Origin of the sequence: Thermomonas paludicola, from assembly GCF_024498955.1 — a bacterium.
In the GTDB taxonomy this organism is placed as follows: domain Bacteria; phylum Pseudomonadota; class Gammaproteobacteria; order Xanthomonadales; family Xanthomonadaceae; genus Thermomonas; species Thermomonas paludicola.
On the sequence record NZ_CP093311.1, the window covers coordinates 2097689 to 2121914 of the forward strand.

At 67.8% G+C, this 24226-nt stretch carries 15 protein-coding genes; 3 read left to right on the plus strand and 12 right to left on the minus strand.

What is annotated here, in order from left to right:
- Nucleotides 1–10: 10 nt before the first annotated feature.
- The 6 genes from LIW09_RS09875 to pilG form a co-directional block, all read right to left on the minus strand.
- Entirely contained in the window at nt 11–985 is a 975-nt protein-coding gene (locus LIW09_RS09875) for a chemotaxis protein CheB (protein WP_256645457.1), read from the minus strand.
- On the minus strand, nt 982–6888 hold the full coding sequence (locus LIW09_RS09880; RefSeq protein WP_256645458.1) for an Hpt domain-containing protein: 5907 nt from the start codon (nt 6886–6888) through the stop codon (nt 982–984). The genes LIW09_RS09875 and LIW09_RS09880 overlap by 4 nt, the downstream gene beginning before the upstream one ends.
- 90 nt (nt 6889–6978) lie before the next feature.
- On the minus strand, nt 6979–8994 hold the full coding sequence (locus LIW09_RS09885) for a methyl-accepting chemotaxis protein (protein WP_256645459.1): 2016 nt from the start codon (nt 8992–8994) through the stop codon (nt 6979–6981).
- Between the two features lie 33 nt (nt 8995–9027).
- Nucleotides 9028–9570: a chemotaxis protein CheW gene (locus LIW09_RS09890; protein ID WP_256647216.1), complete on the minus strand. Its 543-nt coding sequence runs from the start codon at nt 9568–9570 to the stop codon at nt 9028–9030.
- A 221-nt stretch (nt 9571–9791) separates the two neighbouring features.
- Nucleotides 9792–10157, minus strand: a complete 366-nt coding sequence (locus LIW09_RS09895) for a response regulator transcription factor (protein WP_256645460.1) — start codon at nt 10155–10157, stop codon at nt 9792–9794.
- 18 nt (nt 10158–10175) lie between these two features.
- Nucleotides 10176–10577: a twitching motility response regulator PilG gene (pilG, locus tag LIW09_RS09900; protein WP_256645461.1), complete on the minus strand. Its 402-nt coding sequence runs from the start codon at nt 10575–10577 to the stop codon at nt 10176–10178.
- Nucleotides 10578–10733: 156 nt separating this feature from the next.
- Here pilG and gshB point away from each other — a divergent pair, with 156 nt between their 5' ends.
- The gene (gene gshB, locus LIW09_RS09905; RefSeq protein WP_256645462.1) at nt 10734–11696 is read left to right on the plus strand and encodes a glutathione synthase; all 963 of its coding nucleotides are present in this window, start codon (nt 10734–10736) and stop codon (nt 11694–11696) included.
- Nucleotides 11696–12583 (plus strand): energy transducer TonB, encoded by an 888-nt coding sequence (locus LIW09_RS09910; protein ID WP_256645463.1) that lies wholly within the window; start codon nt 11696–11698, stop codon nt 12581–12583. The genes gshB and LIW09_RS09910 overlap by 1 nt, the downstream gene beginning before the upstream one ends.
- Before the next feature lie 9 nt (nt 12584–12592).
- On the opposite strand, the gene LIW09_RS09915 is transcribed toward LIW09_RS09910, so the two are convergent.
- The 4 genes from LIW09_RS09915 to mrcB form a co-directional block, all read right to left on the minus strand.
- Nucleotides 12593–13090: a hypothetical protein gene (locus LIW09_RS09915; protein WP_256645464.1), complete on the minus strand. Its 498-nt coding sequence runs from the start codon at nt 13088–13090 to the stop codon at nt 12593–12595.
- A 64-nt stretch (nt 13091–13154) separates the two neighbouring features.
- Nucleotides 13155–13841, minus strand: coding sequence for a tRNA (adenosine(37)-N6)-threonylcarbamoyltransferase complex dimerization subunit type 1 TsaB (gene tsaB / locus LIW09_RS09920; RefSeq protein WP_256645465.1), 687 nt, complete (start codon nt 13839–13841; stop codon nt 13155–13157).
- A 3-nt stretch (nt 13842–13844) separates the two neighbouring features.
- Nucleotides 13845–15788 carry a DNA repair helicase YoaA gene (gene yoaA, locus LIW09_RS09925; protein WP_256647217.1) on the minus strand — a complete coding sequence of 648 codons (1944 nt, stop codon included), beginning with the start codon at nt 15786–15788 and terminating at the stop codon, nt 13845–13847.
- A 47-nt stretch (nt 15789–15835) separates the two neighbouring features.
- Nucleotides 15836–18304: a penicillin-binding protein 1B gene (mrcB, locus tag LIW09_RS09930; protein ID WP_256645466.1), complete on the minus strand. Its 2469-nt coding sequence runs from the start codon at nt 18302–18304 to the stop codon at nt 15836–15838.
- 113 nt (nt 18305–18417) lie between these two features.
- Between mrcB and LIW09_RS09935 the strand changes: the two genes are divergently transcribed.
- Nucleotides 18418–20517, plus strand: coding sequence for a glycosyltransferase (locus LIW09_RS09935; RefSeq protein ID WP_256645467.1), 2100 nt, complete (start codon nt 18418–18420; stop codon nt 20515–20517).
- On the opposite strand, the gene LIW09_RS09940 is transcribed toward LIW09_RS09935, so the two are convergent.
- Both LIW09_RS09940 and LIW09_RS09945 read right to left on the minus strand, forming a co-directional pair.
- Nucleotides 20514–22031 carry a hypothetical protein gene (locus tag LIW09_RS09940; RefSeq protein ID WP_256645468.1) on the minus strand — a complete coding sequence of 506 codons (1518 nt, stop codon included), beginning with the start codon at nt 22029–22031 and terminating at the stop codon, nt 20514–20516. The genes LIW09_RS09935 and LIW09_RS09940 overlap by 4 nt on opposite strands.
- Entirely contained in the window at nt 22028–24187 is a 2160-nt protein-coding gene (locus LIW09_RS09945; RefSeq protein ID WP_256645469.1) for a RelA/SpoT family protein, read from the minus strand. The genes LIW09_RS09940 and LIW09_RS09945 overlap by 4 nt, the downstream gene beginning before the upstream one ends.
- Nucleotides 24188–24226 lie beyond the last annotated feature (39 nt).

A 24226-nucleotide genomic window follows, 5' to 3' on the forward strand; every position in this document is an offset into this window, starting at 1 on the left:
GTGGGAAACCTCAGGCGGACCAGCGCTGCAACAGGTGACGTGAAAGTTCGGCAAGGCTGCGCGACTCGCCGCCGCGCGCCACCAGCGCATTGCTGGCGGCAGGATCGAAACAGTTCTCCGGGGCCTGGCCGTAGCCAAGACCACCGCCCAGGCGCACCGTCAGTGCCACGTCCACAAGCACCGGATCAGCGCCACTGAGCAGAAGCACCGCGCTATCGCCGGAACGCAGGGAGGAAAAGCGCGGTTCGCCGGCAGCCGCCACGAACACCACGGCGTCCTCCACCTGCTGCACATCCAGCCCATCCTGGAGGACATGCACGGTGCCGGGCTGCGCCACGTCGCCCGGCTGCGCAAGCACCACCTGCATCAACGTGGCGCGCTGCATCTGCCGCACCAGTTTGTCGTACTGCCCGCCATCGACGCGCTGACGCAGCAATACCGGGCGCGGGAAGCCGGCAGGCAGGCAGGCCAGCAGCTGGCGCACCGCATCCGGCCCGCCAACGCCTGCGGCAATCACCACGGCGCCACTCGCAAGCGGAGCGGGATGCGATGGCGCTTGCGGGACGTCAGGCAGCGACGCGACTTTCAGGGTCAGCGCTTCCATTTCCTGACTGAAATTGTGCGGCACTTCCCGGCTTGGGGCAGCCGGCAGCACGTCACCATGCCCGTGCAGTTTTGCCGCCAGGTGCCGCGCCCAGCGCGCGGCTTCCCAGCCGTCGCGCCTGGCCGCCACGTCGGCTTCATCAAACACGATGTCCAGGCCCGGATCGGCCAGCAGTGCATCGAACTTGTCGAGCGCGAACTCGGCCACCGGGTCGAGCACCACCACCACCGCGACGGGTTCAGCCGCGCGAACGTCGGCCTCGGTGGCGTCGGTTGGATCCAGCGTGGCCACCAGCTCTGCGCCCGCCTCGCGCACGGCCACTTGGGTACGGTCGCGCGCGGCGCCCATGCGCGCCAGTACCACCACGCGCGGACCGCTCATTGCAGGCTACCGTCGCTCACGCGCTCCAGCCCCAGCAGCTCGAACACGTTGCGCATCAGCTCGGCCTCCTGGTAGGGCTTGCCGAGGTAGCGCTCAACCCCGAGCTCAAGCGCGCGCTGGCGGTGCTTCTCGCCGGTGCGCGACGTGATCATCACGATCGGCACGTTGCGCAGGCGCGGGTCGGCCTTCATCGCAGTCGCCAGTTCGTAGCCGTCCATGCGCGGCATTTCGATGTCGAGCAGCATCAGGTCGGGGACGACTTCCGCCATGCGTTCCAGGGCATCGATGCCATCCTTCGCAGTGGCCACCTCGAAGCTGTGGCGCTCCAGCACGCGCCCGGTGACCTTGCGCATGGTGACCGAGTCGTCCACCACCATGACCAGCGGCACCCGGCGCTGCTCGGCCGCGGGCAGCTGAGGCGCCGCATGCAGCGGCGTTGCCGCCGCATTCCGCCGCACCAACGGGGCAACGTCCAGAATCACCACCACGCGGCCATCGCCCATGATGGTTGCGCCGAAGATGCCAGGCACCGACGTCAGCTGCGGGCCACCGGCCTTGACCACGATTTCCCGGCTGCCCACCACCTGGTCCACCGCCACCGCCGCATGCAGGTCACCCGACCGCACCAGCAGCAAAGGCATCTGCAGATGGCCTTCGGCCTTGGCCATCGGAGCCCCCACCAGCGCGCCGAGGTCGTGCAGCACATAGTCCTCGCCACCGTAGCGGTATCCGGCGTCCGGCTTGGCAATGTCTTCGCGGCTGATGCGCCCCACGCCGCGCACCGAGGCGATCGGGACCGCGTATTCGGTGTCGCCGATCTTGACGAACACCGCTTGAGTCACCGCCAGGGTCTGCGGCAAGCGCAGGGTGAACGTCGTGCCCTCGCCTGGGCGGGACGCAATGTCGATGGAGCCGCCCAGCTGGCGCACTTCACTGGCCACCACGTCCATGCCCACGCCACGGCCTGCCAACCGGCTGACGGTCTCGGCAGTGGAGAACCCGGGCTGCATGATCAGCTGATCCAGCTCGCTGTCGGTCAGCTCCGTCTCCGGCTTGATCAGGTCGCGCTCGATGCCACGCGCGCGGATTGCGGCACGGTTGAGGCCGGCACCATCGTCGGCAATCTGCAGAACGACTTCCGACCCTTCGCGGCGCACCGCGACGCGGATGCTGCCTTCCGCCGGCTTGCCGGCGGCAATGCGCGCGTCCGGCGATTCCAGGCCATGGGCGATGGCATTGCGCAGCATGTGTTCCAGCGGCGCGGTCATGCGCTCCAGCACGTTGCGATCGAGTTCGCCCTGTGCCCCTTCCAGCCTGAGCTGGGCCTGCTTGCCGGTTTCGCCAGCCGCCTGGCGGATCACGCGGCGCAGGCGCGGCACCAACGAGTCGAACGGCAGCATGCGCGTGCGCATGAGGCCTTCCTGCAGTTCCGAGCTGACCCGCGACTGCTGGGTCAGCAGGGTCTCGTATTGGCGGGTCAGGTCATCCATCGACCCGTGCAGGCTCTGCAAGTCGGTGGCCGATTCGGCCAGCGCGCGCGAGAGCTGTTGCAGGGTGCTGAAACGATCCAGCTCCAACGGATCAAATGCTTCGTTGCCCGTATCGTTCTCGCGCTGGAAGCGGGCGATGATCTGCGCCTCGGTTTCCGCGTCAAGTCGGCGCAGCTGGTCGCGCAGGCGAAGGTTGGTCTGCTCCATTTCCTGCGCGGTGCCGCGGAACGCCGCCAACTGCTGTTCCAACCGCGCGCGGTAGATCGCCACCTCGCCCGCGTAATTGACCAGCTTGTCGAGCAGGTCGGCACGGATGCGCACCTGCTCTTGCGGCGCGCGCACTCCGATTTCGTCGTCTTCGATGAATCCGTCGTGGTTGATCGGCTCGGACAGGGGTTTGAGCGGTGCCGGCCGCACCGGAGCCGGCACGAAGCGGGGCTCCGCCGCGTGTTCTGCGGACGCGGTGTCCACGGCCTCCGGCTCGACGACTTCCGGAACCACGGCAACGCGTTTCTCGGCACGCGCATTGAAGGCTTCGATCAATCCGACCGGCATGCCGATCGCACGCCGGGCAGCGATGCGGGTGTTCATTCCATGCAGGCGGTCAAAGCCGCGCTCCAGCAACGACACGCCATCAGCGCCCAATTCGACGCGCTGCGCCGCCACTGCTTCCAGCAATGTCTCCATCGCGTGGCCAAGCTCGCCTGCCGGCATCATCCCGGACATGCGTGCGCCGCCTTTCAGCGTGTGCAAATCGCGTTGCAGGCCAGTGACCAGCTCGTTGTCATCCGGCGTTTCGCGAAGCTGTGCCAGCAAGCCGTCGGAGTGATCCAGCAGATCGCCGGCCTCCTCGACGAAGATATCCACCAGCTCGAGATCGAGCTCGCTGGTATCCAACGCTTCGTCGGGATCTTCTGCAGAACTTCCCGCCGACTGCAATGCGGCCAACGCCGCCTGCTCGCGCGCCTTGGCAATCGCCGCCGCTTCAGCAGCACGGCGCTCTGCAGCCAGACGCTCGGCTTCGCGACGCTCAGCCTCCAGACGTGCGGCTTCCAGGCGCTCGGCTTCTGCGCGTGCGGCCACGATCCGCTCGGCTTCCTGGCGCTCGGCTTCACGCCGGGCAGCCTCTTCAGCGGCCGCTTGCTCGGCGGCGAGACGCTCGGCTTCGATCCGTTCCGCTGCAGCGCGCTCAAGGTCTGCCTGCTCAGCCGCGAGACGCTCGGCTTCGGCCTGCTCGAAGGCAAGGCGCTCGGCCTCCAGGCGAATCGCTTCTTCCTCGGCAACGCGTTCGGCTTCGGCCTGCTCGGCGGCAAGGCGCTCGGCTTCGGCCTGCTCGGCGGCAACGCGTTCGGCTTCGGCCTGTTCAGCGGCAAGGCGCTCGGCTTCGGCCTGCTCGGCGGCAACGCGTTCGGCTTCGGCCTGTTCGGCGGCAAGGCGTTCGGCTTCGGCCTGTTCAGCGGCAAGGCGTTCGGCTTCGGCCTGTTCGGCGGCAAGGCGTTCGGCTTCGGCCTGTTCGGCGGCAACGCGTTCGGCTTCGGCCTGTTCAGCGGCAACGCGTTCGGCTTCGGTCTGCTCGGCGGCAAGGCGTTCGGCTTCGGCCTGTTCAGCGGCAACGCGTTCGGCTTCGGCCTGCTCGGCGGCAACGCGTTCGGCTTCGGCCTGTTCGGCGGCAAGGCGTTCGGCTTCGGCCTGTTCAGCGGCAACGCGTTCGGCTTCGGCCTGCTCGGCGGCACGGCGTTCGGCTTCGGCCTGTTCGGCGGCAACGCGTTCGGCTTCGGCCTGTTCAGCGGCACGGCGTTCGGCTTCGGCCTGTTCAGCGGCACGGCGTTCGGCTTCGGCCTGTTCGGCGGCAAGGCGTTCGGCTTCGGCTTGCTCGGCGGCAAGGCGTTCGGCTTCGGCCTGTTCGGCGGCAAGGCGTTCGGCTTCGGCCTGTTCAGCGGCAACGCGTTCGGCTTCGGCCTGCTCGGCGGCAAGGCGTTCGGCTTCGCGCCGGGCGGCCACTTCAGCCGCCTGACGCTCGATCTCCGGCTGCCCAGCCTGCAGGAACGGCACGCTGGCCTCCGGCAATGCATCACGCAGGGAAGCCACGTGCGCCGCAAGGATGGCGTAAACGGGAACATGCGCTGGCGCAGATTGCAGCGCAAGAATCGTGGCACGCACCGCTTCAGCCACCTCGGCCAGCGCGGCAATGCCATGGGCATCAGCCGGCACATGCGCCGCCGACAGCCGCTTGACGTAACCTTCCAAAGGCGAAGTGAACGCCGTGACCGACGGAACTTCGGTCATCGCAAACGCGCCATTGAGCGTATGGATGGCGCGGATCAACGCATCACTGACGTCGGCGCTGCCAGCGCGTGCCTGCGCCAGCCAGGCATCGACGGTTTCCAGATGGCCACCGACCTCGGTTCCCAGGATTTCCAGCAGCACCGGATCCACGGAGACCGACACGGTTGCCGATTCGCAGGACTCCCCGGCGGTTGCCGCCAATGCGTCGTCTGTCACCGCAGGCGCGGCGCCGTCCGATGCCTCCTCGACGTTGACTGCCGCAGTCAGCACGACGTCTTCGCCGGCCGCCAGGCGGTCGGCCACCGTTTCCAGCGTGGCCATGTCCACGTCAAGCGCAGCCTCTCCACGCAGTGCCGCATGCAGCTGCGGCAACAGCGCATGCGTCTGTGCGACGAATGCCACCACTGCATGGCTGGCCGGCCGCGAGCCGTCCAGCACGCGGTTGAGCATGTTCTCGACGTGCCAGCTGAATTCGCCGAGCACCTTGGCACCCACCAAGCGACCGCTGCCTTTCAGCGTGTGGAACACGCGCCGGATCGGGCGCAGCGTTTCCATGTCGTCCGGGGTCAGCCGCCACGTGGGCAACAGCGTGCCGAGATTGGCGATTTCCTCCTGGAATTCCTCCAGGAAGATGTCGCGGATTTCGTCGTCGATCTCGTCTCCCGCCGACTCGAAACCCGCATCGATGCTGCCTGCGGCAGGAGCAATGCCCACCGAGACGGAGGCCGCAACAGGCGCCGGCACCTCGTCAGCAGCGTCATCGGCGCTCTCGGTCGCGTTTGCAGGAGCAGGCCCGACAGGCGCAGGCTCCGCCGCCGGCATTGCTTGCTCATCCGCAAGCTGCGCGGATTGCGTGGTGGCCGGCGCTGCCTGCCGGACGGCAGGCAGCGGCCAGTAATGCAGCGCCTCGAGGCTGACGCGGATTTTTTCCAGCAGATCCAGGCGCTGGCCCAAGGGGTCGTGCATGGACTCGAGGTAATACTCCATGCCGGCCAATGCGTCAGCCAGCGTGTCCAGCTGGCGACCTCCCGGGATTTGCTTGCGCGCGATCAGCTCGTCCTGGCAGTAGCGACGCAGTGCTTCCAGATACCCGGCAGGCTCCTGCTGCTCGAGGATCTGCAGTGCCCCGGTCACCTCGGCCAACAGGCGCGGCACGGACTCCAACGCCGCATGGTCCCAGTCGGTCTCCACGAACGCCACAAAGGCATTGCGCACTTCGTTGAAATTGCCCACTGCGGCGCGGGTCAACGCGCCCATGACCTTTTGCGACTCCTGCGCCAGCGCATCACCAGCGTGGCCAGCGGCATCGTCGCTGCCCAGCTGGGCCACCTGATCGTCCAGCGAATGGTCGATGTAGATCAGCGCGCCGGCCACGTCCAGCAGATCATTTTCACTGGCGGGCCGCGCACCCGTGGCGATGTCGTTCACCAGCCTGCGCTGTTCCTGCACCACTGCCCGGGCGCTCGCCAGCCCGAGCATCCCCAGGGTCTCGCCGATCCGATCCAGCGCTTCGACCTGTGGCAGCAATTCGTGCACGTTGCCCTGGCTGCCGCGCAGGTAGAGATCAAGCGCGTCCTTGACCTTCAGCAGGTCTTCCTTCAGCGCCGACGACACCGTGTCCAACAGCGCCCGGTTGCGCCCGGCCAGACTGCCGCGCGCGTGCTCCAACTCGGCATCGGTGGGCGCGACCAGCAAACTGGGCAGGGCGTCCTGCTGCATGGGCTGCGCGCCGCGCGCCGCACGCAACTCGTTGATCAACGGCAGCAGCACGATCGGGATGTCGCGATGGCCGCCCTGCAGGCGTTCCAGGTAGTCGGGCAACTGCACCAGTCCGCGCATCAGCACGGCCAGTGGCTCATCGCCGCCAGCCAGCCCGCCATCGTGCAGCGCGCCCGCCAGCTGCTCCATTTCCGCAGCCACCATCGCCGGTGTCTGCAGCTCGAGCATGCGCAACGTGCCCTGCACCTGATGCAGGTGACCCACGCAGGTGAGCATGGGCGAGGCGTCGGATGGCGCTTCAGCAAAGGCTTCGAGTTCGATCCGCGCCTGGCGCAGCGCTTCGTCGATCTCGGGCTTCACCCAGCCGAGCGCGGTGTGGTCGATGGCATCCCGCAGCGCCGTCGTCATGGCGAGACTCCGCCAAGGCTTCGGTACGCAATGCTGGCGTGGTGGGTGCTATTCATCCCGATCCCTGTGCTAATCCGTGCAAGTCCGGCGTCAGGCGGGCAGCTTGAAGTCGGCGACCGAGCGACGCAGGTCGGCCGCGAGCTGGGCCAGGTTACCGATCGACTCGGCGGTCTGGCTGGCGCCCTGCGACGTCTGCGCGGTGATCGACTGGATCGTGTTCATGGTTTGGGTGATGTTGGTTGCTGCGCTGGACTGCTCCTGCGCCGCCACCGAGATGCCCTCAATCAGCCCGGACAAATCGGACGACACCTTTTCGATCTCGCCCAGCGCGGTACCCGCGTCTTCGGCCAGGCGCGCACCCGCGACCACTTCCGAAGTGGTCTGCTCCATCGAGCTGACCGCTTCGTTGGTATCGGCCTGAATGGTCTGCACCAGCGATTCGATGCGCTTGGTCGCATTCGACGAGCGTTCTGCGAGGCGCTGCACTTCGTCGGCCACCACCGCGAACCCGCGGCCTGCTTCACCGGCCGATGCCGCCTGGATGGCCGCGTTCAGCGCCAGGATGTTGGTCTGCTCGGAAATGTCGTTGATCAGTTCCACGATCGAGCCGATTTCCTGCGAGCTCTCGCCCAGGCGCTTGATGCGCTTGGAGGTCTCCTGGATCTGGTCGCGGATGCTGTCCATGCCGGCAATGGTCTGGCGCACCACGCCGGCGCCGTTGGTCGCGATCTGCACCGAGCGGCGGGCCACCTCGGCCGACGTGGCGGAGTTGCGCGACACCTGGTTAATGCTGGAGGCGATCTCGTTGATGCGATCGGTGGCGGAGTTGATTTCCTGCGCCTGATGCTCTGCTGCATCGGCCAGGTGCATGGCGGTTGCCTGGGTTTCCTGCGCGCTGGCGGCCACCTGCACCGAGGTGTCGTTGATCGTGGCCACCAGGGTGCGCAGCTGTTCCACCGCGAAGTTGATGGAGTCGGCGATCGCGCCGGTCATGTCCTCGGTCACGGTGGCCTTCACCGTCAAATCGCCTTCCGCGAGCGAGCCCATTTCGTCCAGCAGGCGCATGATCGCCTCCTGATTACGGTCGTTCAGTTCCTTGGTGGTCTGGTAGCGAATGCGCTGTGCGCGCCCGAGGGCCCACAGCAGGCCGACGATCGAGAACAGCGCGACCACGCCGGACAGGATGCTGACCCAGACGCCACCGATGACGCTGGTGTCCTTGAGCGAGCCGAACGAGGTGAATGCGGCGAACAGGCTTTCGCTGTCCTCAAGCAATTTGTCGGAGCCGGTCGCCAGCGCGGCGGCGGACGCCTGCGCGCCGATCAGCTTGCGCGAATCACCGACGATGGCGTCGAGATCCTTTTTCATTCCCTGCCACAACACATTGGCCTGGTTCAGCGGGCCGATCGCCCCGCCTGCGCTGACCTTGGCGATGTCACCACCGCCGTTGATCAATACGTTCATCTGTCGATCGAACACCGCCGCGTCGCGCCCGAGCGCGTCCGCGGCCACCTGCGCACCATCACCGCCAGCGCGCAGCTCGGCGATGCGGCGGGCCATGGTGGCCGAGGTCACCACCTGATTCAGCGCGGTGAACACCTGTGCCGACGTCGCGCCGCCGGACGTCAGCCCGCGCACCACTTCGTTGAGCTGCGCCTGCAGCTGCGGCACCTTGCCGGTGAAGCTGTCGGCGTGGCCGGACAGCGCCAGCACCGCCTGCTGCGAGCCCATGACCTCATCGGCACGCTTCGCCAATGGGCTCCAGGTGCCGCTGACCGTGCCAATGGGCCCCGACACGTCGGCGGCATCGCCAAAGCGGTCGTTCAGCCATTTGATGTCGGCATCGATCTCGCCCTTGGTGGCCTTGAACGCATCGAACGCCTGCCCGTTGCCGTCGATCGCCTCTCGCCCCTGGTTGGCCAATCGCTGCGAATTCAACTGCAAGCGCGAAGCCGCAGTACTGGCACCGCCCAGGCGCGAGGCCTTGGTGGTGGCGTACAGGGTGTTGCCGGCGAACACCAGCAGCGAACCGATCAGCAACCAGATCCAGAAGTTGGTGCTGAGATTGCGGCCCTTGCCGGCGGCGGAATCCATCATATTGCTCATCTTGCGACCTCGGCTTGCTTGGGTGTCCGCGGATTAGGCGGCGGCTTGGCGAAATTCGGGAGTGCGGGCCAGGCGCTCGAGGCTGAACACGCCCCAGTCCTGGTCGTTCATGCGGTAGGCGCGTTCGACGAAGTGCGCGTAGCGCCCCTCGACGATTGCGGTTGCATCGATGCCCTGGGCATCGACGAAACTGCGCTGGCCGTACAGCTCATCGATGGTCACGGCGACGTCGCCGCCCGGCTGGCGCACCACCAGCACGCGCTGCTTTTCGTGCAGCACGGTGCGCTCGCCTTCGAGGAACTGCTTCAAATCGACCACCGGCAACAGGGTGCCGCGGATATTGGCCACGCCCAGCAGCCACGGCAGCGAGCCGGGCACATGGGTCAGTGCCGGCATCGGCAGGATTTCCACGACTTCACCGAAACCGGACGCCAGCCGGTGCGACCCCACCCGATAGGCCACGCCGCGCCACAGGCCGGGGGCATCCAACTGCTCGGGCAGGCCGGCCACGTGGGCCAGGCTGCGCTGTTCGTAATCGGCCAGCACCAGGAACGGGGAGCGCGCATCGCGCGGCATGCGCGCCGCTGCGGGCTTGGCGACCGCCACTGGCGCACTGGCCGCTTGCGGCATGTCATCGGCTGACGCCTGCGCGGAAGCGTCCGCAGCGGATTGCGCAACATCAGCCGCCGCAGCGTCTGCTGCCGCCTCCGCTGCGACGCCAGCCTGCGGCGCTTGCGTGGGCGGAGATACCGCTTCCTGCCGGCCCTTTTGCTTGTGTTTGCCGCGCTTGGCCATGCTCAGTGCCCGATCAATGCGCTGATCCGCGCGACCAGCTCGGCTTCGCGCGGCGGCTTGACGATGTAGTCCTTTGCGCCCTGGCGCATGCCCCAGACGCGATCGGTCTCCAACCCCTTGGTGCTGATGATCAGCACCGGGATATGGCTGGTGGTCGCGTCACGGGTCAGCGCGCGGGTGGCCTGGAACCCGTTCATGCCTGGCAGGATGATGTCCATCAGCACCAGATCCGGCTGGTCGCGCTTGCAACTTGCAATACCGTCCTCGGCGCTGCCTGCGGTTGTCACTTGGTGCCCGTTGCGTTCCAGCAACTGAACCATGACCGCGGCTTCGGTCGGCGAATCCTCGATCAACAGAATGCGTGCCATGAATGCCTTACCCCCCGGTCAGGCGTTGACGTATGTACGGATGGCGCCAAGCAGTTCTTCCCGCGTAAACGGCTTGGTCAGGTATTGCTCGGAGCCGACGATACGGCCTCTCGCCTTGTCAAACAAACCGTCCTTGGATGAAAGCATGATCACCGGCACACTTTTGAAGGTCTGGTTGTTCTTGATGAGCGCGCAGGTCTGATACCCGTCCAGGCGCGGCATCATGATGTCCACGAAAATGATCTGCGGATTGTGGTCGGCAATCTTCGACAGTGCCTCAAAGCCGTCGGTCGCGGTGGCAACCTCGCAGCCTTCCCGCGCCAGCAACGTCTCCGCCGTGCGACGGATCGTCCTGGAATCATCAATGACCATCACCCTCAACCCCTGGAGGCTGATGCCTGCATCGTCCTGCTGCGCCATGTAATCCCCTTGCGCGATCGTTATTCGCCGCGCCAGCGCGCGATATGGCTATCTTTATCCGAGTCCGTGGCCGGCATGTCAAGCACCATTGCGCAGATCGGAAGGCGGGGGCGGCTGCCTGCTACCATCCCGGCACCCTGCCCGGGACACTGGAAAATGCCACAAGCAGCGCCACTCGACGTCGTGGTCGTCATGGATCCGATCGGGTTCATCAAAACCGCCAAGGACTCCACCTTCGCCATGCTGCTGGAAGCCCAGCGCCGTGGCCACCGCCTGCACTACGTGCGCCCGGGCGGACTGGCGGTGCGCGACGCCCGGGCGATCGCCCGCGCCGCGCCACTGCAGGTGCGCGAACGGGCAGGCGACCACCACACGCTGGGCGACTGGTCCGACCTCGTGTTCGGCCCCGGCCACGTGGTGCTGATGCGCACCGATCCGCCGGTGGATGCCAACTATCTGCATGACACCCAGATCCTGGACCTGGCCAACCGGCAAGGCGCGCTGGTGGTGAACAACCCGCAGGGGCTGCGCGATTTCAACGAAAAGCTGACCGCACTGCACTTCCCGCAATGTTGCCCACCGACGCTGGTCAGCCGCGACAACGCCGCACTCAAGGCCTTCGTCAACGCGCAGGGCGAGGCGGTGCTCAAGCCGCTGGACGGCATGGGCGGGCGCTCGATCTTCCGCGCCCGCGCCGCCGAGCCGAACCTCAACGTGATCCTGGAAACCCTGACCGACGGCGGCCGTCACCTGGCGATGGCGCAGCGCTACTTGCCCGAAATCGCGCAGGGCGACAAGCGCATCCTGCTGGTGGATGGCGAGCCGGTGGACTATTGCCTGGCGCGGATCCCGCAGGGCGACGAATTTCGCGGCAATCTCGCCGCAGGCGGGCGCGGTGAAGGCCGCCCGCTGAGCGAGCGTGACCGCTGGATCGCGGCGCAGGTCGGCCCGGAGATGCAGCGGCGCGGCATGCTGTTCGTGGGCCTGGACGTGATCGGCGACTACCTCACCGAGGTCAACGTCACCAGCCCCACCTGCATCCGCGAATTGGACGCGCAGTTCGGGCTGAACATCGCCGGGCTGCTGTTCGACCGCATCGAAGCCATTGCCCACCGCTGATGGCTGCACAGGCTGCCCCGCCGGCGCTGCCCGCACCGCGCCTCGGTGAAGTCGAGAGGCTGCGCGCCACCGTGGTGCTGTCGCTGCTGCTGCACGCGATGGTGATCCTGGGCATCGGCTTTTCGGTGGAGGATGCCGCGCCGCTGGTCCCTACCCTGGACGTGATCCAGACCCGCACGCAGACGCCGCTGACCCCGGCGCAGGCGGATTTCCTCGCCCAGGCCAACAACCAGGGCGGCGGCGAGCAGGACACGAGCAGTCGCCCCGGCGCGCCGCAGGCCGGCCCTCTGCCGCAGCCCAGGGACGGCCTGGCCCCGCGGCCACTGCACGCGCAATCGCCAACCCCAAGCCCGCCGCAGGAGGCGCGCGTGGCAGCATCCACCCGCGGCGAGAGGGCATTGCCACAGCCCAGGCCAATGGCCGAATCAGCGCCGGATGACCGCCCGCCCGGGCGCGAAAAAATCGACCGCGACATCGAAATGGCCAGACTGGCGGCCGAAATCCAGTTGCGCTCGGCGGATTATGCCAAGCGGCCGAAGCGCAAGTTTGTCTCCGCCAGCACCAAGGAATATGCATGGGCGCAGTATCTGCGCAGCTGGGTGGCGCGAGTGGAGCGGGTCGGCAACCTGAACTATCCCGACGAAGCGCGCCGCCGCCATATCGGCGGACTGGTGGTGATCAGCGTGGGCGTGCGCCGCGACGGCAGCGTGGAAAGCGTGCGCATCGTCCGTTCCAGCAACATCCCGATGCTTGACGATGCCGCAATGCGCATCGTCAAGCTGTCCGAACCATTCGCCCCGCTGCCGAAAACGGCCGATGACCCCGACATCCTGCACGTCACCCGAACCTGGCAATTCATGCCCGGCGGCGCGCTGGTGGATCGCTGACGCCTGCCTTCAGCGATACAGGCAATCGACGAGCTTGTTCTCGCTCTGCACCAGGGCATCCAGCGCTTTTTCCCAGCCGCCGGACTTCTGCGTCAGCGGGGTGGGCGCGTCGGTCTGATCGCCACCGAATGAACCCGCTGCATCGCCCAGATCCGTCTGGGTGATCTGGAAATAGCCTGGACCCGCGTCGAGCTGCATCCGGCTGCTGATCGCACGTGCCGAAAACACCGCGCGATAGTCGACGCGCAGAGTGGCGACCAGCTGGCCCTGCTCGGGATCGGCCGACACCACGGTGACGCCCCCCTGCCCGGCCAGGCAGGCTTGCGCCTGGCTGATGGTCTGCTCTGGCTGGCGCGGGAAGGAATACCTGGACCCCACCATGCGCAGGATCGGACGCGCGTCCTGGTCTGCGGCGACATCGAGGATGCGGCCATTGAACGGCACGTCCTCGGCCATTACCGGCACTGCTGCCAGCGCCAATGCAAACAGCAACATACTGACCTTCACATCTCCTCCCATTGCCATGAAACGGCACAGGCAGGATAGCCAAAACCAATGTCAAGGGGGCATTTCACCGCCGCAAGGCCTGCTGCTGGGCCAGCGTCAGCGCCACGTCGTTGCGCAGATACGCCGGCTCGACAGACTCGGGGGCCAGCCCCTCGCCACGCGCAAACGCCAATGCGGCCAGCCGGGCCACGTCTGCTGCATGTGGCAACGCCAGCGCATCCACGCTGGCCAGGCGCGCGCCAAAGCGGCCTTGCAAGGCGCCATCCGCCGCCGCAAATCCGGTACCAACGCCCTGCCAGTCATCGCCCTGCGGAATATCGGCAGCCTCCGGCTTGACCACGACTTCCGGGGTGATGGACGCAATGCCGCCGCCATCCCGCTCGAATGTGCCCAGATAGACGTCGCCCATGCGCGCATCCATGGCCGCGATGCGGCGTGCGCCGGAGCCGCGCATCGCCAGTGCCGCCAACGTGGAGACCGGAATCAGCGGACGCTCCAGCGCCAGCGCAATCCCCTGGGAGATGGCGATGGCCAGGCGAACGCCGGTGAACGCCCCCGGCCCGCGCCCGACCGCAATGGCATCCAGCTGGCTGCGACGCATGCCGGCTTCGGCCAGCAGTTGCTCGGCCCACGGCAGCGCCAATTCGGTGTGCCGGCGCGGCGCGATGTCGAAGCGCTCAAGAACCTGGCCGTCGATCCAGAGCGCGACGGAACACGCTTCGGTGGCGGTTTCAAATGCAAGCAGTCTCATTGATCAATTATCCGCGAAAAACGCTTGTACATCGGCCAATACGCGCGTTTTCGGCAATGGCGGCAGTGAGTCAAGAAACGTGCGGCCGTAGGATTTCCCGAGCAGGCGCGGGTCACAGAGCACCAGGACGCCGCGATCGGTCTCGGTGCGGATCAAGCGGCCAGCCCCCTGCTTGAGCGCGATCACCGCCTGCGGCAGCTGTTCGTCCCTGAACGGATTGCCGCCGGCGCGCCGGATGGCGTCCAGCCGCGCCTCGAACACAGGATCATCCGGCGCCGCAAACGGGAGCTTGTCGATGACCACCACGCTCAGGGCATCGCCGGCCACATCCACGCCCTCGCGGAAGCTGGCCGTGCCCAGCAGCACGCCATTGCCGGAGTCGCGGAACCGCTGCAGCAGCACATGGCGCGGCTCGGTGCCCTGCACGAACAACGGCCACGGCGCCTCGCGCAGCAACTCGGCCGCTTCGCGCAGGGCGCGGTGCGAGGCAAACAGCAGGAAGGCGCGCCCACCCGAGGCGTCCAGGACCGGTCGCAGCGCGTCCAGCAAGGTGACTGTGTAATCGCGCGAAGCAGGCTCGGGCAAGCCCGGCGGCAGGTAGCACAGCGCCTGCCGGTTCCAATCGAAGGGGCTGGGTTCAAGCAGTTCACGCGCCGCTTCGATCCCAAGCCGCTGGGCGATGTGATCGAAGCTGCCCGCCACTGCCAACGTGGCGGAAGTGAACACCCACGACGCGTGCGAGGCCTCGCGATGCGCGCGCAGCGGCGCGGCCACATCGAGCGGCGTGCGCTGCAGGCGAAAGCCACGCGGGGTCAATTCATACCAGTGCACCGAAATGGCGTCAGGCACATTTTCTTCTCGCGGCTTGCCCCCGGAAAATGTCCCCGACACCATTTCACCCTCGCCCAGCCAGCGCCGCAGGCGCGCCAACTGATCCTTCGCCCGCGCATGGCAGGCGTCCAGGCCGGGGGCGGCCTGCCGCAATGGCTCCAGTGCATCTTGCAGCACCTGCAGCGCGTGGGCCAGCGCGTGCAACGCCGGCTCCACGTCCACTTCGTCCAGCGCACGCCAAACAGTGCCGCGTATCGGCAAATTGTCCATCGCCACCCGCAGCGCGCGCGCAGCCGCCTCCAGCGCGCGGGACGGTTCCTGCACGCTGGCCAGCGCGCCGGAAACGTCCTTGCACTCTGCCATGGCATCGCGCGCCAGCTCCACCAACGGCCGCGCGCCCAAGCCTTCGCCAAAGAACTGTGCGGCCAGCTCGGGCAGCTGGTGCGCCTCGTCCACCACGAAGGCCTGCGCGCCGGGCAGGATCTCGCCGAAGCCTTCCTGCTTCAGCGCCAGGTCGGCCAGCAACAGGTGGTGATTGACCACGACCACATCGGCCGTTTGCGCACGCTGGCGCGCCTGCACCACGAAGCATTCGCCCCAGAACGGGCAGTCGGTGCCCAGGCAATTGTCGGCGGTGGAGGTCACCAGCGGCAGCAACGGTGAATCTTCCGGCAGCGATTCCAGTTCGGATAGGTCGCCACTGCGCGTGCGCCCGCTCCACGCCACGATGCGCTGGAACTGCGATACCTGCTCGCGGCTGGAAAAACGCGGCTCGCCCTTGGCCTGGTGCATGCGCTGCAGGCAAAGATAGTTGGAACGACCTTTCAACAACGCGGTTTTCAGGCCGACGCCAAGCGCATCCCGCACGCGCGGCAAGTCGCGCAAATAGAGCTGGTCCTGCAGCGCGCGGGTGCCGGTACTGATGATCGTCTTCATCCCCGACAACAGCACGGGCACCAGATAGGCAAAGGTCTTGCCGGTACCGGTGCCGGCTTCGGCCAGCAGCACGCCCCGCTCTTCAAACGCTTCAGCCACCGCTACCGCCAACCGCTGCTGCGCCGGGCGCGGGGTGAAGCCTGGCAATGCCTGCGCAAGCGCCGCATCGGCACCCAACACCTCATTGACGGCACGCCCTAGCCGCGTGCGTGGCGCCTGTTCTGGACTCACTGCGCGGGCCGCGGCGGCGGCTCGGTCGGTGCCGGCACCTGCTTGCCCGGGTCGCCCCCGCCGAAGAAATTGCGGATTGCCTGCCCGGCGTGCTGCAGCGGCCCCATGTCGTCGTCCACCGGCGTTTCCGGCAGCGGATTTCCGAATTCATCGAACAGTGGGGGCGGTGCGAACACGCATTCCTGATAAGCCGGCGCATGTCCAGCCACGAAGGGGAAGCGGCGCGCGTCCGGGCAATCGGCATCGGTGCTTTGCCCATCCTGCACCCAGCGCCAGTCGATGCCATCGGCAGACAGCCGCAGCGGGGCGCTTGGCAGCCTCGCGAAGATGTTCGACCACACGCGCATCCCGCCCGTGGCGCCGTACAGGCCGGTGGGCTGATTCTGGTCGTTGCCGACCCAGACCACCGCCAGATGATCGCCGGTGTAACCGGCAAACCAGCTATCGCGACTGTCATTGCTGGTTCCGGTTTTTCCTGCCGGTGCCAGTCTGCCCAAGCCGTCGCGGATCAACGCGTGACCGGTGCCGGAAGACACCGCGTACTGCAATGCGCTGCCCACCAGCCGCGCCGCCACCGCATCGCCTTTTTGCGCGGGCGGTGCATCGCTGTCATAGCGCTTGATCGTGCGTCCCTGCGCGTCCAGCACACCACGCACCGCGTGCAAGGGCTGGATTTCACCGCCGGAGGCCAGGAACTGGTAGAGCTGCGCCATCGCATACGGGCTTTGATCGACCGCACCCAAAATCAGCGATGGCTGCGCTTCAACGGTGATCCCCGCCAGCGTGCGCAACAACGTGGCCAACCGCTGCGGCTGCACGTCCATGCCAAGGCGCACCGTGGCCTGGTTGTAGCTTTGCGCCAGCGCGTCCATCAGGTGCACGCTGCCGTGGCTGCGGCCATCGGAATTGCCGGGCTTCCAGGTGCGCCCCCCGCCAAGGCCAATGCTGATCGGGCCGTCGTCGATGCTGCTGGCCAGCGACCACCTGTCCGGCTGCGCCAGCGCCAGCAGGTACACGAACGGTTTGAGCAAAGACCCCACCGGCCGGCGCGCATCGACTGCGCGATTGAAGCCTGGCTCGGTGAAGTTGCGGCTGCCCACCACCGCCAGCACGTCGCCGTTGTGCACGTCGGTCACCACCAGGCCGGCTTCCAGCGGTGGCCGGCCCTTGGTGCTCAGCGCCCGCAGCGTATTTGCCACGGCGCCCTCGGCATAGCCCTGCGCGGTGGGCGACATCCCGGTCATCACCGCAAGCCCGGCACCCGACAGCTTGTCGGCCGGGTAATCGCGTGCCAGCTGCTTGCGCACCAGATCCACGTAAGCGGGGAACCGGTTGGCGGCCAGGTTGCCGGCATTTTCGGTGACGCCCAGCGGCGCCTTGACCGCGCGCTGATACTCGGCGTCGGTGATCAGCCTGGTTTCCCGCATTGCGCCCAGCACGAAATTGCGCCGATCGGTGGCACGCTCGGGGTTGCGCCGCGGGTTGTACCAGGACGGCCCCTTCACCATGCCGATCAGCAGCGCGATCTGCTCGGTGGACAGGTCCTTCAGCTCTTTGCCGAACCAGAATTCGGATGCCGCCGCCACGCCGCGAATCGACTGCGCGCCGCGCTGGCCCAGGTCGACCTGGTTGAAGTAGGCCTCGAGGATGGTGCGCTTGTCATAGCGCGCCTCCAGCAGCAGGGCGAACAGGATTTCCTTGCCTTTGCGGCTGTAGGTCTGCTCTTTGCCGATGCCCAGCAGCCCGCTGCGCGCAAGTTGCTGGGTCAGCGTGCTGGCTCCCTGGCGAGTGTCGCCGCCGGATTTCACGTTGACGAACGCGGCGCGCAGCATGCCGCCGATATCGATCCCGATATGGTGGTTGAAATCGCGGTCTTCCACCGCCTGCAGCCCGGTCACCATCAGCTCGGGCACTTCCTCGATCCGCACCAGCCGGCGTTCTTCCTGATTCTGGCCGTACAGGGTGGCGATCCGCGCCGGATCCATCCGCGCGCTGCGCAGGTTGCGGCGCCCGGCAATGTCGCGAATGGCGTTGACCTGGCCGGCGGCCAGCGTCACTTCCAGTACGGACGGTGCTACTCGCCCATCCACGTCGCTGTAACCGCGGCTGGAAATCCGCCAGCGTGCGCCGCTGTGCGCGTAAGTGCCCGCGCGGTGGCCGTCACCGGCGTGATAGGACGCCGCATCCAGCTCGCCCTGCAGGGTTTGCGCATCCATCGCCAGCCCTTGCCGCAGCCAGAGTGGCCGCGCGTATACCCGGGTCGGCACCTGCCAGCGCAGCTTGCCGAAGCGCTCGCCCACCTCGTGGTTGAGGTACAGCAAGTAGGGGATCAGGAACCCCAGCAGCAAGGCGGCACCGAGCAGCCCCCACGTCAGCAGGCGTCGGCGCCAAACCGGGCCGCCACCCGAGCCGCCTTCGTCATCGTCGTCGCGGCTCTCGTCTTCTTCGTCTTGGATGCGTGGCATTGGCTGGGCGTGTGGCGGCTGGATGCGACAATGAGTTCAGCCCCGAGTCTAGCGCAGCCGCGGTTGCGCCCATGTGCGGGAGTTCCCTCTTTTCGTGCAGGAGTTGTGCCCGCATGCCCGTCTCCGCCGAAGCGCGCTTCTGGTTCCTGCGCGCCCTGGGTGGCTGGCGGCGTGGCTGGGCCAGCCTGCGCACGCGCGGCGCGGCCGCCACCTGGCACCGCCTGCTGCTGCAACTGCGGCGCAGCCCGATCCCGGTTGCCGCGCCCTATGCACCCGTACCCGCGCCGTTTTCGCCGTTCAGCTTGCGTGCCGCAAGCGCACCTCGCGCCAGCATCGTGATCCCGGTGCACGGTGCGTTTGCGCATACCCTGGCCTGCCTGCGCGCGCTGGCCGAACACCCGCCGCAAGCCCCGTTCGAAGTCATCGTGGTGGACGACGCATCGCCGGACGACTCGCTTGCCAAGCTCCGCGAGATCGGCCAGCTGCGGATTCATGCGCGCGCGCAAAACGGCGGCTTCATCGCCGCCTGCAATGACGGCGCCGCATTGGCGCGCGGCGACTGCCTGATATTCCTCAACAACGACACGGTGCCGCAGCCAGGCTGGCTGGACGCGCTGCTGGCGACATTCGCGCAGTGCCCCGATGCCGGCATGGTGGGGGCGAAGCTGCTGTATCCCGATGGTCGCCTGCAGGAAGCCGGTGGCGTCGTGTTTGCCGACGGCAGCGGCTGGAACCATGGCCGCTTCGACGACCCGGCACATTGCCGCTATGGCTATCTGCGCGATGCCGACTACCTCAGCGGCGCCGCCATCGCCATTCCTCGCGCCGTGTTCGAACAACTGGGCGGCTTCGACCCGCGTTACGCACCAGCGTATTACGAAGACACCGACCTCGCCTTCGCCGTTCGCCAGCGCGGACTGCGGGTGCTGTACCAGCCCGATGCCGTGGTGGTGCACGCCGAAGGCGCGACCGCCGGCACCGACACCGCGACCGGCCCGAAAGCGGCGCAGCAGCGCAACCAATCGGTGTTTGCGGCGAAATGGCGCGCCGTGCTGGCCGGGCACCTGCCGCCCGCCACGGTTCCCACGCCCGCGCTGCTGCATCGCCGGCAACGACAGATCCTGATCATCGACGCGCTCACCCCGCAACCGGATCGCGACTCGGGTTCGGTGCGCCTGCTGGAGCTGATGCGATTGTTGCTGGAAGAAGGCGCGCACGTGGTGTTCCTGCCGGCCAATCGTCGCGCCGATGGCGGGTACACCCACGCCTTGCAGGCCATGGGCGTGGAATGCTGGCATGCCCCGCATGCATCGCGCTTTCCGGCATGGCTGCGCGAACATGGCCCGCGCTTTCACGCCGCGATGGTCAGCCGCCATTACATCGCCAGCGAGATGTTCCCGCTGCTGCGCAAGTTCGCGCCGCAAGCGCGCTTGCTGTTCGACACCGTGGACCTGCACTACCTGCGCCAGCAGCGCGCGGCGCAGCTGCATGGCGATGCCGCCGCCCTGCGCGCCGCCATGCGCACCCGGGCGCAGGAGCTGGCGCTGGTCGCGGCGGCCGACGCCACTCTGGTGGTGAGTGCAGCCGAGCGCGAATTGCTTGCGCGGGACGCGCCTGGCACGCGCGTGGAGGTCGTGTCCAACCTGCACCGGCTTGGGCCGCCCGGCCCGGACTTCACGGCACGTCGCGGCCTGCTGTTTGTCGGCGGCTTCCGCCACCCACCCAACGTGGATGCAGTGCGCTGGTTCGTGGAGGCGGTCTTCCCGCTGATCCGCGCCGCGCAACCGGATATCGAGTTCCATTGCATCGGCAGCGATGTGCCGGAATCCATTTCACGATTCGCCGAAGTCGATGGCGTACACATGCACGGCCACCAGCCCGACCTGCAACCGTGGCTTGAACATTGCCGCGTGTCCGTGGCGCCGCTGCGCTATGGCGCTGGCGTGAAGGGCAAGGTCAATCAGGCGATGGCACACGGGCTGCCGGTGGTGGCCACTGCTTGTGCCGTGGAAGGCATGCACGTGCGCGCCGACGAGGATGCGCTGGTGGCAGAGCGTGCTGAGGACTTCGCGCAAGCGGTGTTGCGCCTGCATGACGATGCCGCGCTGTGGCAACGACTTGCCGCGAACGGCCGCGCCAACGTGGCGCGGCATTTCTGCGCCGATGCCGCGCGCGATACGGTTCGCCGCCTGTTCCTCGGCGCACCCGTCTAGTTCAGGCCCGGCCCGATGTGCGCCAGCCGCTGCGCCAGCGCATCAATGCCGGGGACGCCCGCATCCACCTGACGCGCGCGGGCCAGCGCTTCGCGTGCGCCGCGCACATCGCCACCGCGCAGGCGCTCATCGCCCACCGCCAGCCAGCGCTCCGCCAGACGCCGCTGCGCCGGCAGAAGGCCAGCATCCGTCGGCGCGAGCAGCCGCCAGGCATCCAGGCATTCCAGCGCATGCCCAAGCGCATTGTCGCGGAGGGCGCGGCGCTGGCAATCGCGTGCCGCGACCAGCATCGCATCCGACGCCTGCCGCACCTTCGGGTCGTGCGGGGCCAGTGCGCGCGCTTCACGCAGACGATCCCAAGCACTCTCCCCCGGTGGCGTCAGCCAGTGCCCGCGCCGCTGTGCCTGATCCGCCAACGCCAGCGCGTTGGCCAGCTGCGCCCGCGTGTGCGGCGTGGCGACCGGCGGCAGCCGCCCGGCGCTGCGCCGGGCCTGGCGCAGATGCGCCTGCACCTGCTGCAAGCGGTCAGCGGCCACGCCCGCCGTGCGCGCCATCGACAACAACCGGTCTGCCTCGCCAAAACGGAAGTCGGCGATCCTCGCGTTCGCCGCCACCAGCACGGCATCGCCCAGCGCCGCGCCGCAAACGCCCGTTTGCGCTGCGCCTTCGATGCCATCGATGTCCTGGCATTCGCGCGCGGCCCGCTCCACCTGTCCATGCGCCAACAGGCGATGAATCTGCCGCTCGCGTCGCGCCAGCGCCTGCGCCAACCCATCGCGCAGCGCCGGCAGTGCGGGGAAGCCCGGATCGAATGCCTGCGCACGCTCCAAGAGTGCGGACACCTGCATTAATTCACCGCGCGCCAGCGCCATCTCCGCCGGCTTCAACAGTGCTTCCAGTGCATCCTCGCGCCCTTCCAGCGCACGCTGGTTGCGCGGCCGCACCTGCAGCACTTGCCGGTACAGCGGCAGCGCCGCATCGGGGCCATCGTCCAGATGGCCACCGGCAAGCACCGCCTGCGCACGCGCCAGCAGTGCATCGACGTCCACGATGGGGGCTTGCAATGCATGCAGCCGCACATCCAGCGCATCGGCGCGCGCAGCGGGTGCCTGCAGCTCGCGCGCCAGCCGCAGGGCGGATTGCGCCTGCGCGAGGCGGCCATCGCGCGTGAACCGCTCGGCACGTGCCAACGCCGCCAGCGCCACCCGCTGCATGCCCTCGCGTGCATCCAGCTGGTCGGGTTGCAGCGCCAGTGCGGCTTCGAACAGCTCGCGCGCACCGCTGCCATCGGCCGCGGTCAAGCGCCCATCACGCAGTGCCAGCTCCGCGCGCTGACGCAGGGCGTCGTAGCGCGGATCCGGCCACAGCCAGCGGCCGAGCGCATCGCGAAAGACCATGACGCCCAGCATCGACAGCACCAACGCCGCGAGCACGACCAACGCGAACAGGCGCCGTCGCTGCGGCAGCACCTGCCAGCGCTGGCGGACGGCCGCGCCAGGCCGCAGGCGATTCATGCGCGTCGCGCGGAGTCCACGCCGGGCAAGGATTCCAGGCGCGCCAACAGCAGCCCCAGCTGCCCGAAATCAGCAATGCGCACCTGCAATTGCACGCGCACGCGGCCATAGCCACCGCGCGTCTGTTCCGAGTGCAGGTTGAGCACGTGCACGCCAAGCTGCGCCACCAAGGTGGTGATGTCCTTGAGCAGCCACTTGCGATCCACCGCTTCGATACGGATCGCCACTTCCTGGCCGCTGCGGCGCGTGCCCCATTCCACCGGCAGCACCCGCGCCGGCTCCTTGCCCGCCAACCGCAGGAAGGCGGCGCAGTCGGGGCGATGCACGCTGACCCCGCGTGAACGCGTCAGGTAGCCGGCAATCCGCTCGCCCGGCAGCGGTTGGCAACAGCGCGCCACTTGCGCCAGCAGGTTGTCCACGCCCTGCACCGTCACCGCACCTGCGCCCGGCGCGCTGGCTGCCGGCGGCCTTGCCGGTGCGGTAGCCGCCGGCAACGGCTCCTGACGCTCACGCTCCAGCTCCAGCAGCGCCCGGCCGACCTGACTGGGGCCAACGTCGCCCAGCGCCACCAGCACCAGCAATTCATCGACATGGGTCGCGTTGAACTTGCCCAATACCGGCTGCAAGTCGGCGTGCAGCAACCCCATCCGGCGCAAATCGCGATCCAGCAGCTCGCGCCCGGCCTGCAGGTTGCGCTCGCGATCAAGCTTGTTGAACCAGGCGCGCACCTTGTCGCGCGAACGACTGCTGGCAAGGAAGCCGCTGCTGGCCTGCAGCCAGTCGCGACGGGGCTCGGCGGTCTTGCCCGTCAGGATTTCCACGCGTTCGCCGGTGTGCAGCGCGTAGGTCAACGGCACGATGCGGCCATCGACCTTGGCCCCCCGGCAACGATGCCCCACCATGCTGTGGATCGCATAGGCGAAATCCAGCACGGTGCCGCCCTGCGGCAAGTCGATCACCTCGCCCTTGGGTGTCAGCGCATACACGCGATCTTCGACCAGATCGCTGTCGATCCCCTGCAGCGGGCTGGCCTCACCCTCGCCAGCCGCCTCCGCCGCCTGCTCCAGCAGCTTGCGCATCCACGCGATGCGCTTGTCCATCGCCGCCCCGCCGGCGCTGCTGCCTTCCTTGTAGCGCCAATGCGCGGCCACGCCGAGCTCGGACTGCGCGTGCATGTCGCGGGTGCGGATCTGCACCTCGAAGGTCTTGCCTTCCGGCCCGATCACCGCGGTATGCAGCGAGCGGTAGCCATTGGTCTTGGGGCGGGCGATGTAGTCGTCGAATTCGCTGGGGACCGGCGGCCACAGGGCGTGCACCAGCCCCAACACCGCATAGCAGGTTGGGACATCGGCAACCAGCACGCGCAGCGCGCGCAGGTCGTACAGTTCTTCGATCGGCAGCGCCTTGCGCTGCATCTTTTTCCAGATGCTGTAGATGTGCTTGGGACGCCCCGCCACATCGGCGGCGATGCCATTTTCCGCCAGCACATCGCGCAGCCTCGCCATCACCATCTGGATGAAGCGTTCGCGGCCGACGCGATCGTCATCCATCGATTGCGCGATGCGCAGGTAGGCGTCCGGCTCCAGCACGCGGAATGCCAGATCCTCCAGCTCCCACTTCAATTGCCAGATGCCCAGCCGGTTGGCCAGCGGGGCATGGATGTCGCGGGTCATCCGCGCCAACGCGGCCTGCTCGTCTGCCGGCAGCCGCCACGCCGCGCGCATGCGCGAGAGCTGGCGCGCCAGCACGATGGGAACCACCCGCAGGTCGCGCACCAGCGCCAGCAGCAGGCGGCGCATGCCCTCGGGGTTGCGGCCACCGCCATGGCTGCGGTGCAGCGCCCACACCCGGCTGGCGGCGCGCTGGCCTTCCAGCAACACATGCAGGCGCTCCGGCACTTGGATCTGCGCCTCGACCGCCAGCGCTTCGATGTCGATCAGCGCATCCAGCAGCGTGGCGGCCCGCACCTCGGCATCGGCATTGAGCGAGGCAAGGATGGACAAAGCGTCGGCGAGCACGTCGGCGCGGTCGCGCATCGGCGCGCCGGCCTCGGCGCGGGCGCGCCAGAACGCGGCCAGCGACGCGGGCAGCGCGTCCTTCGGCAGGCGCGCCAAGGCGTCGTCCCAGCTGATGTTGGCGATGGCGGTAACGGACATGCAACTACAGTAGCGGGACGCGCATGAAGCGGCCAGCAA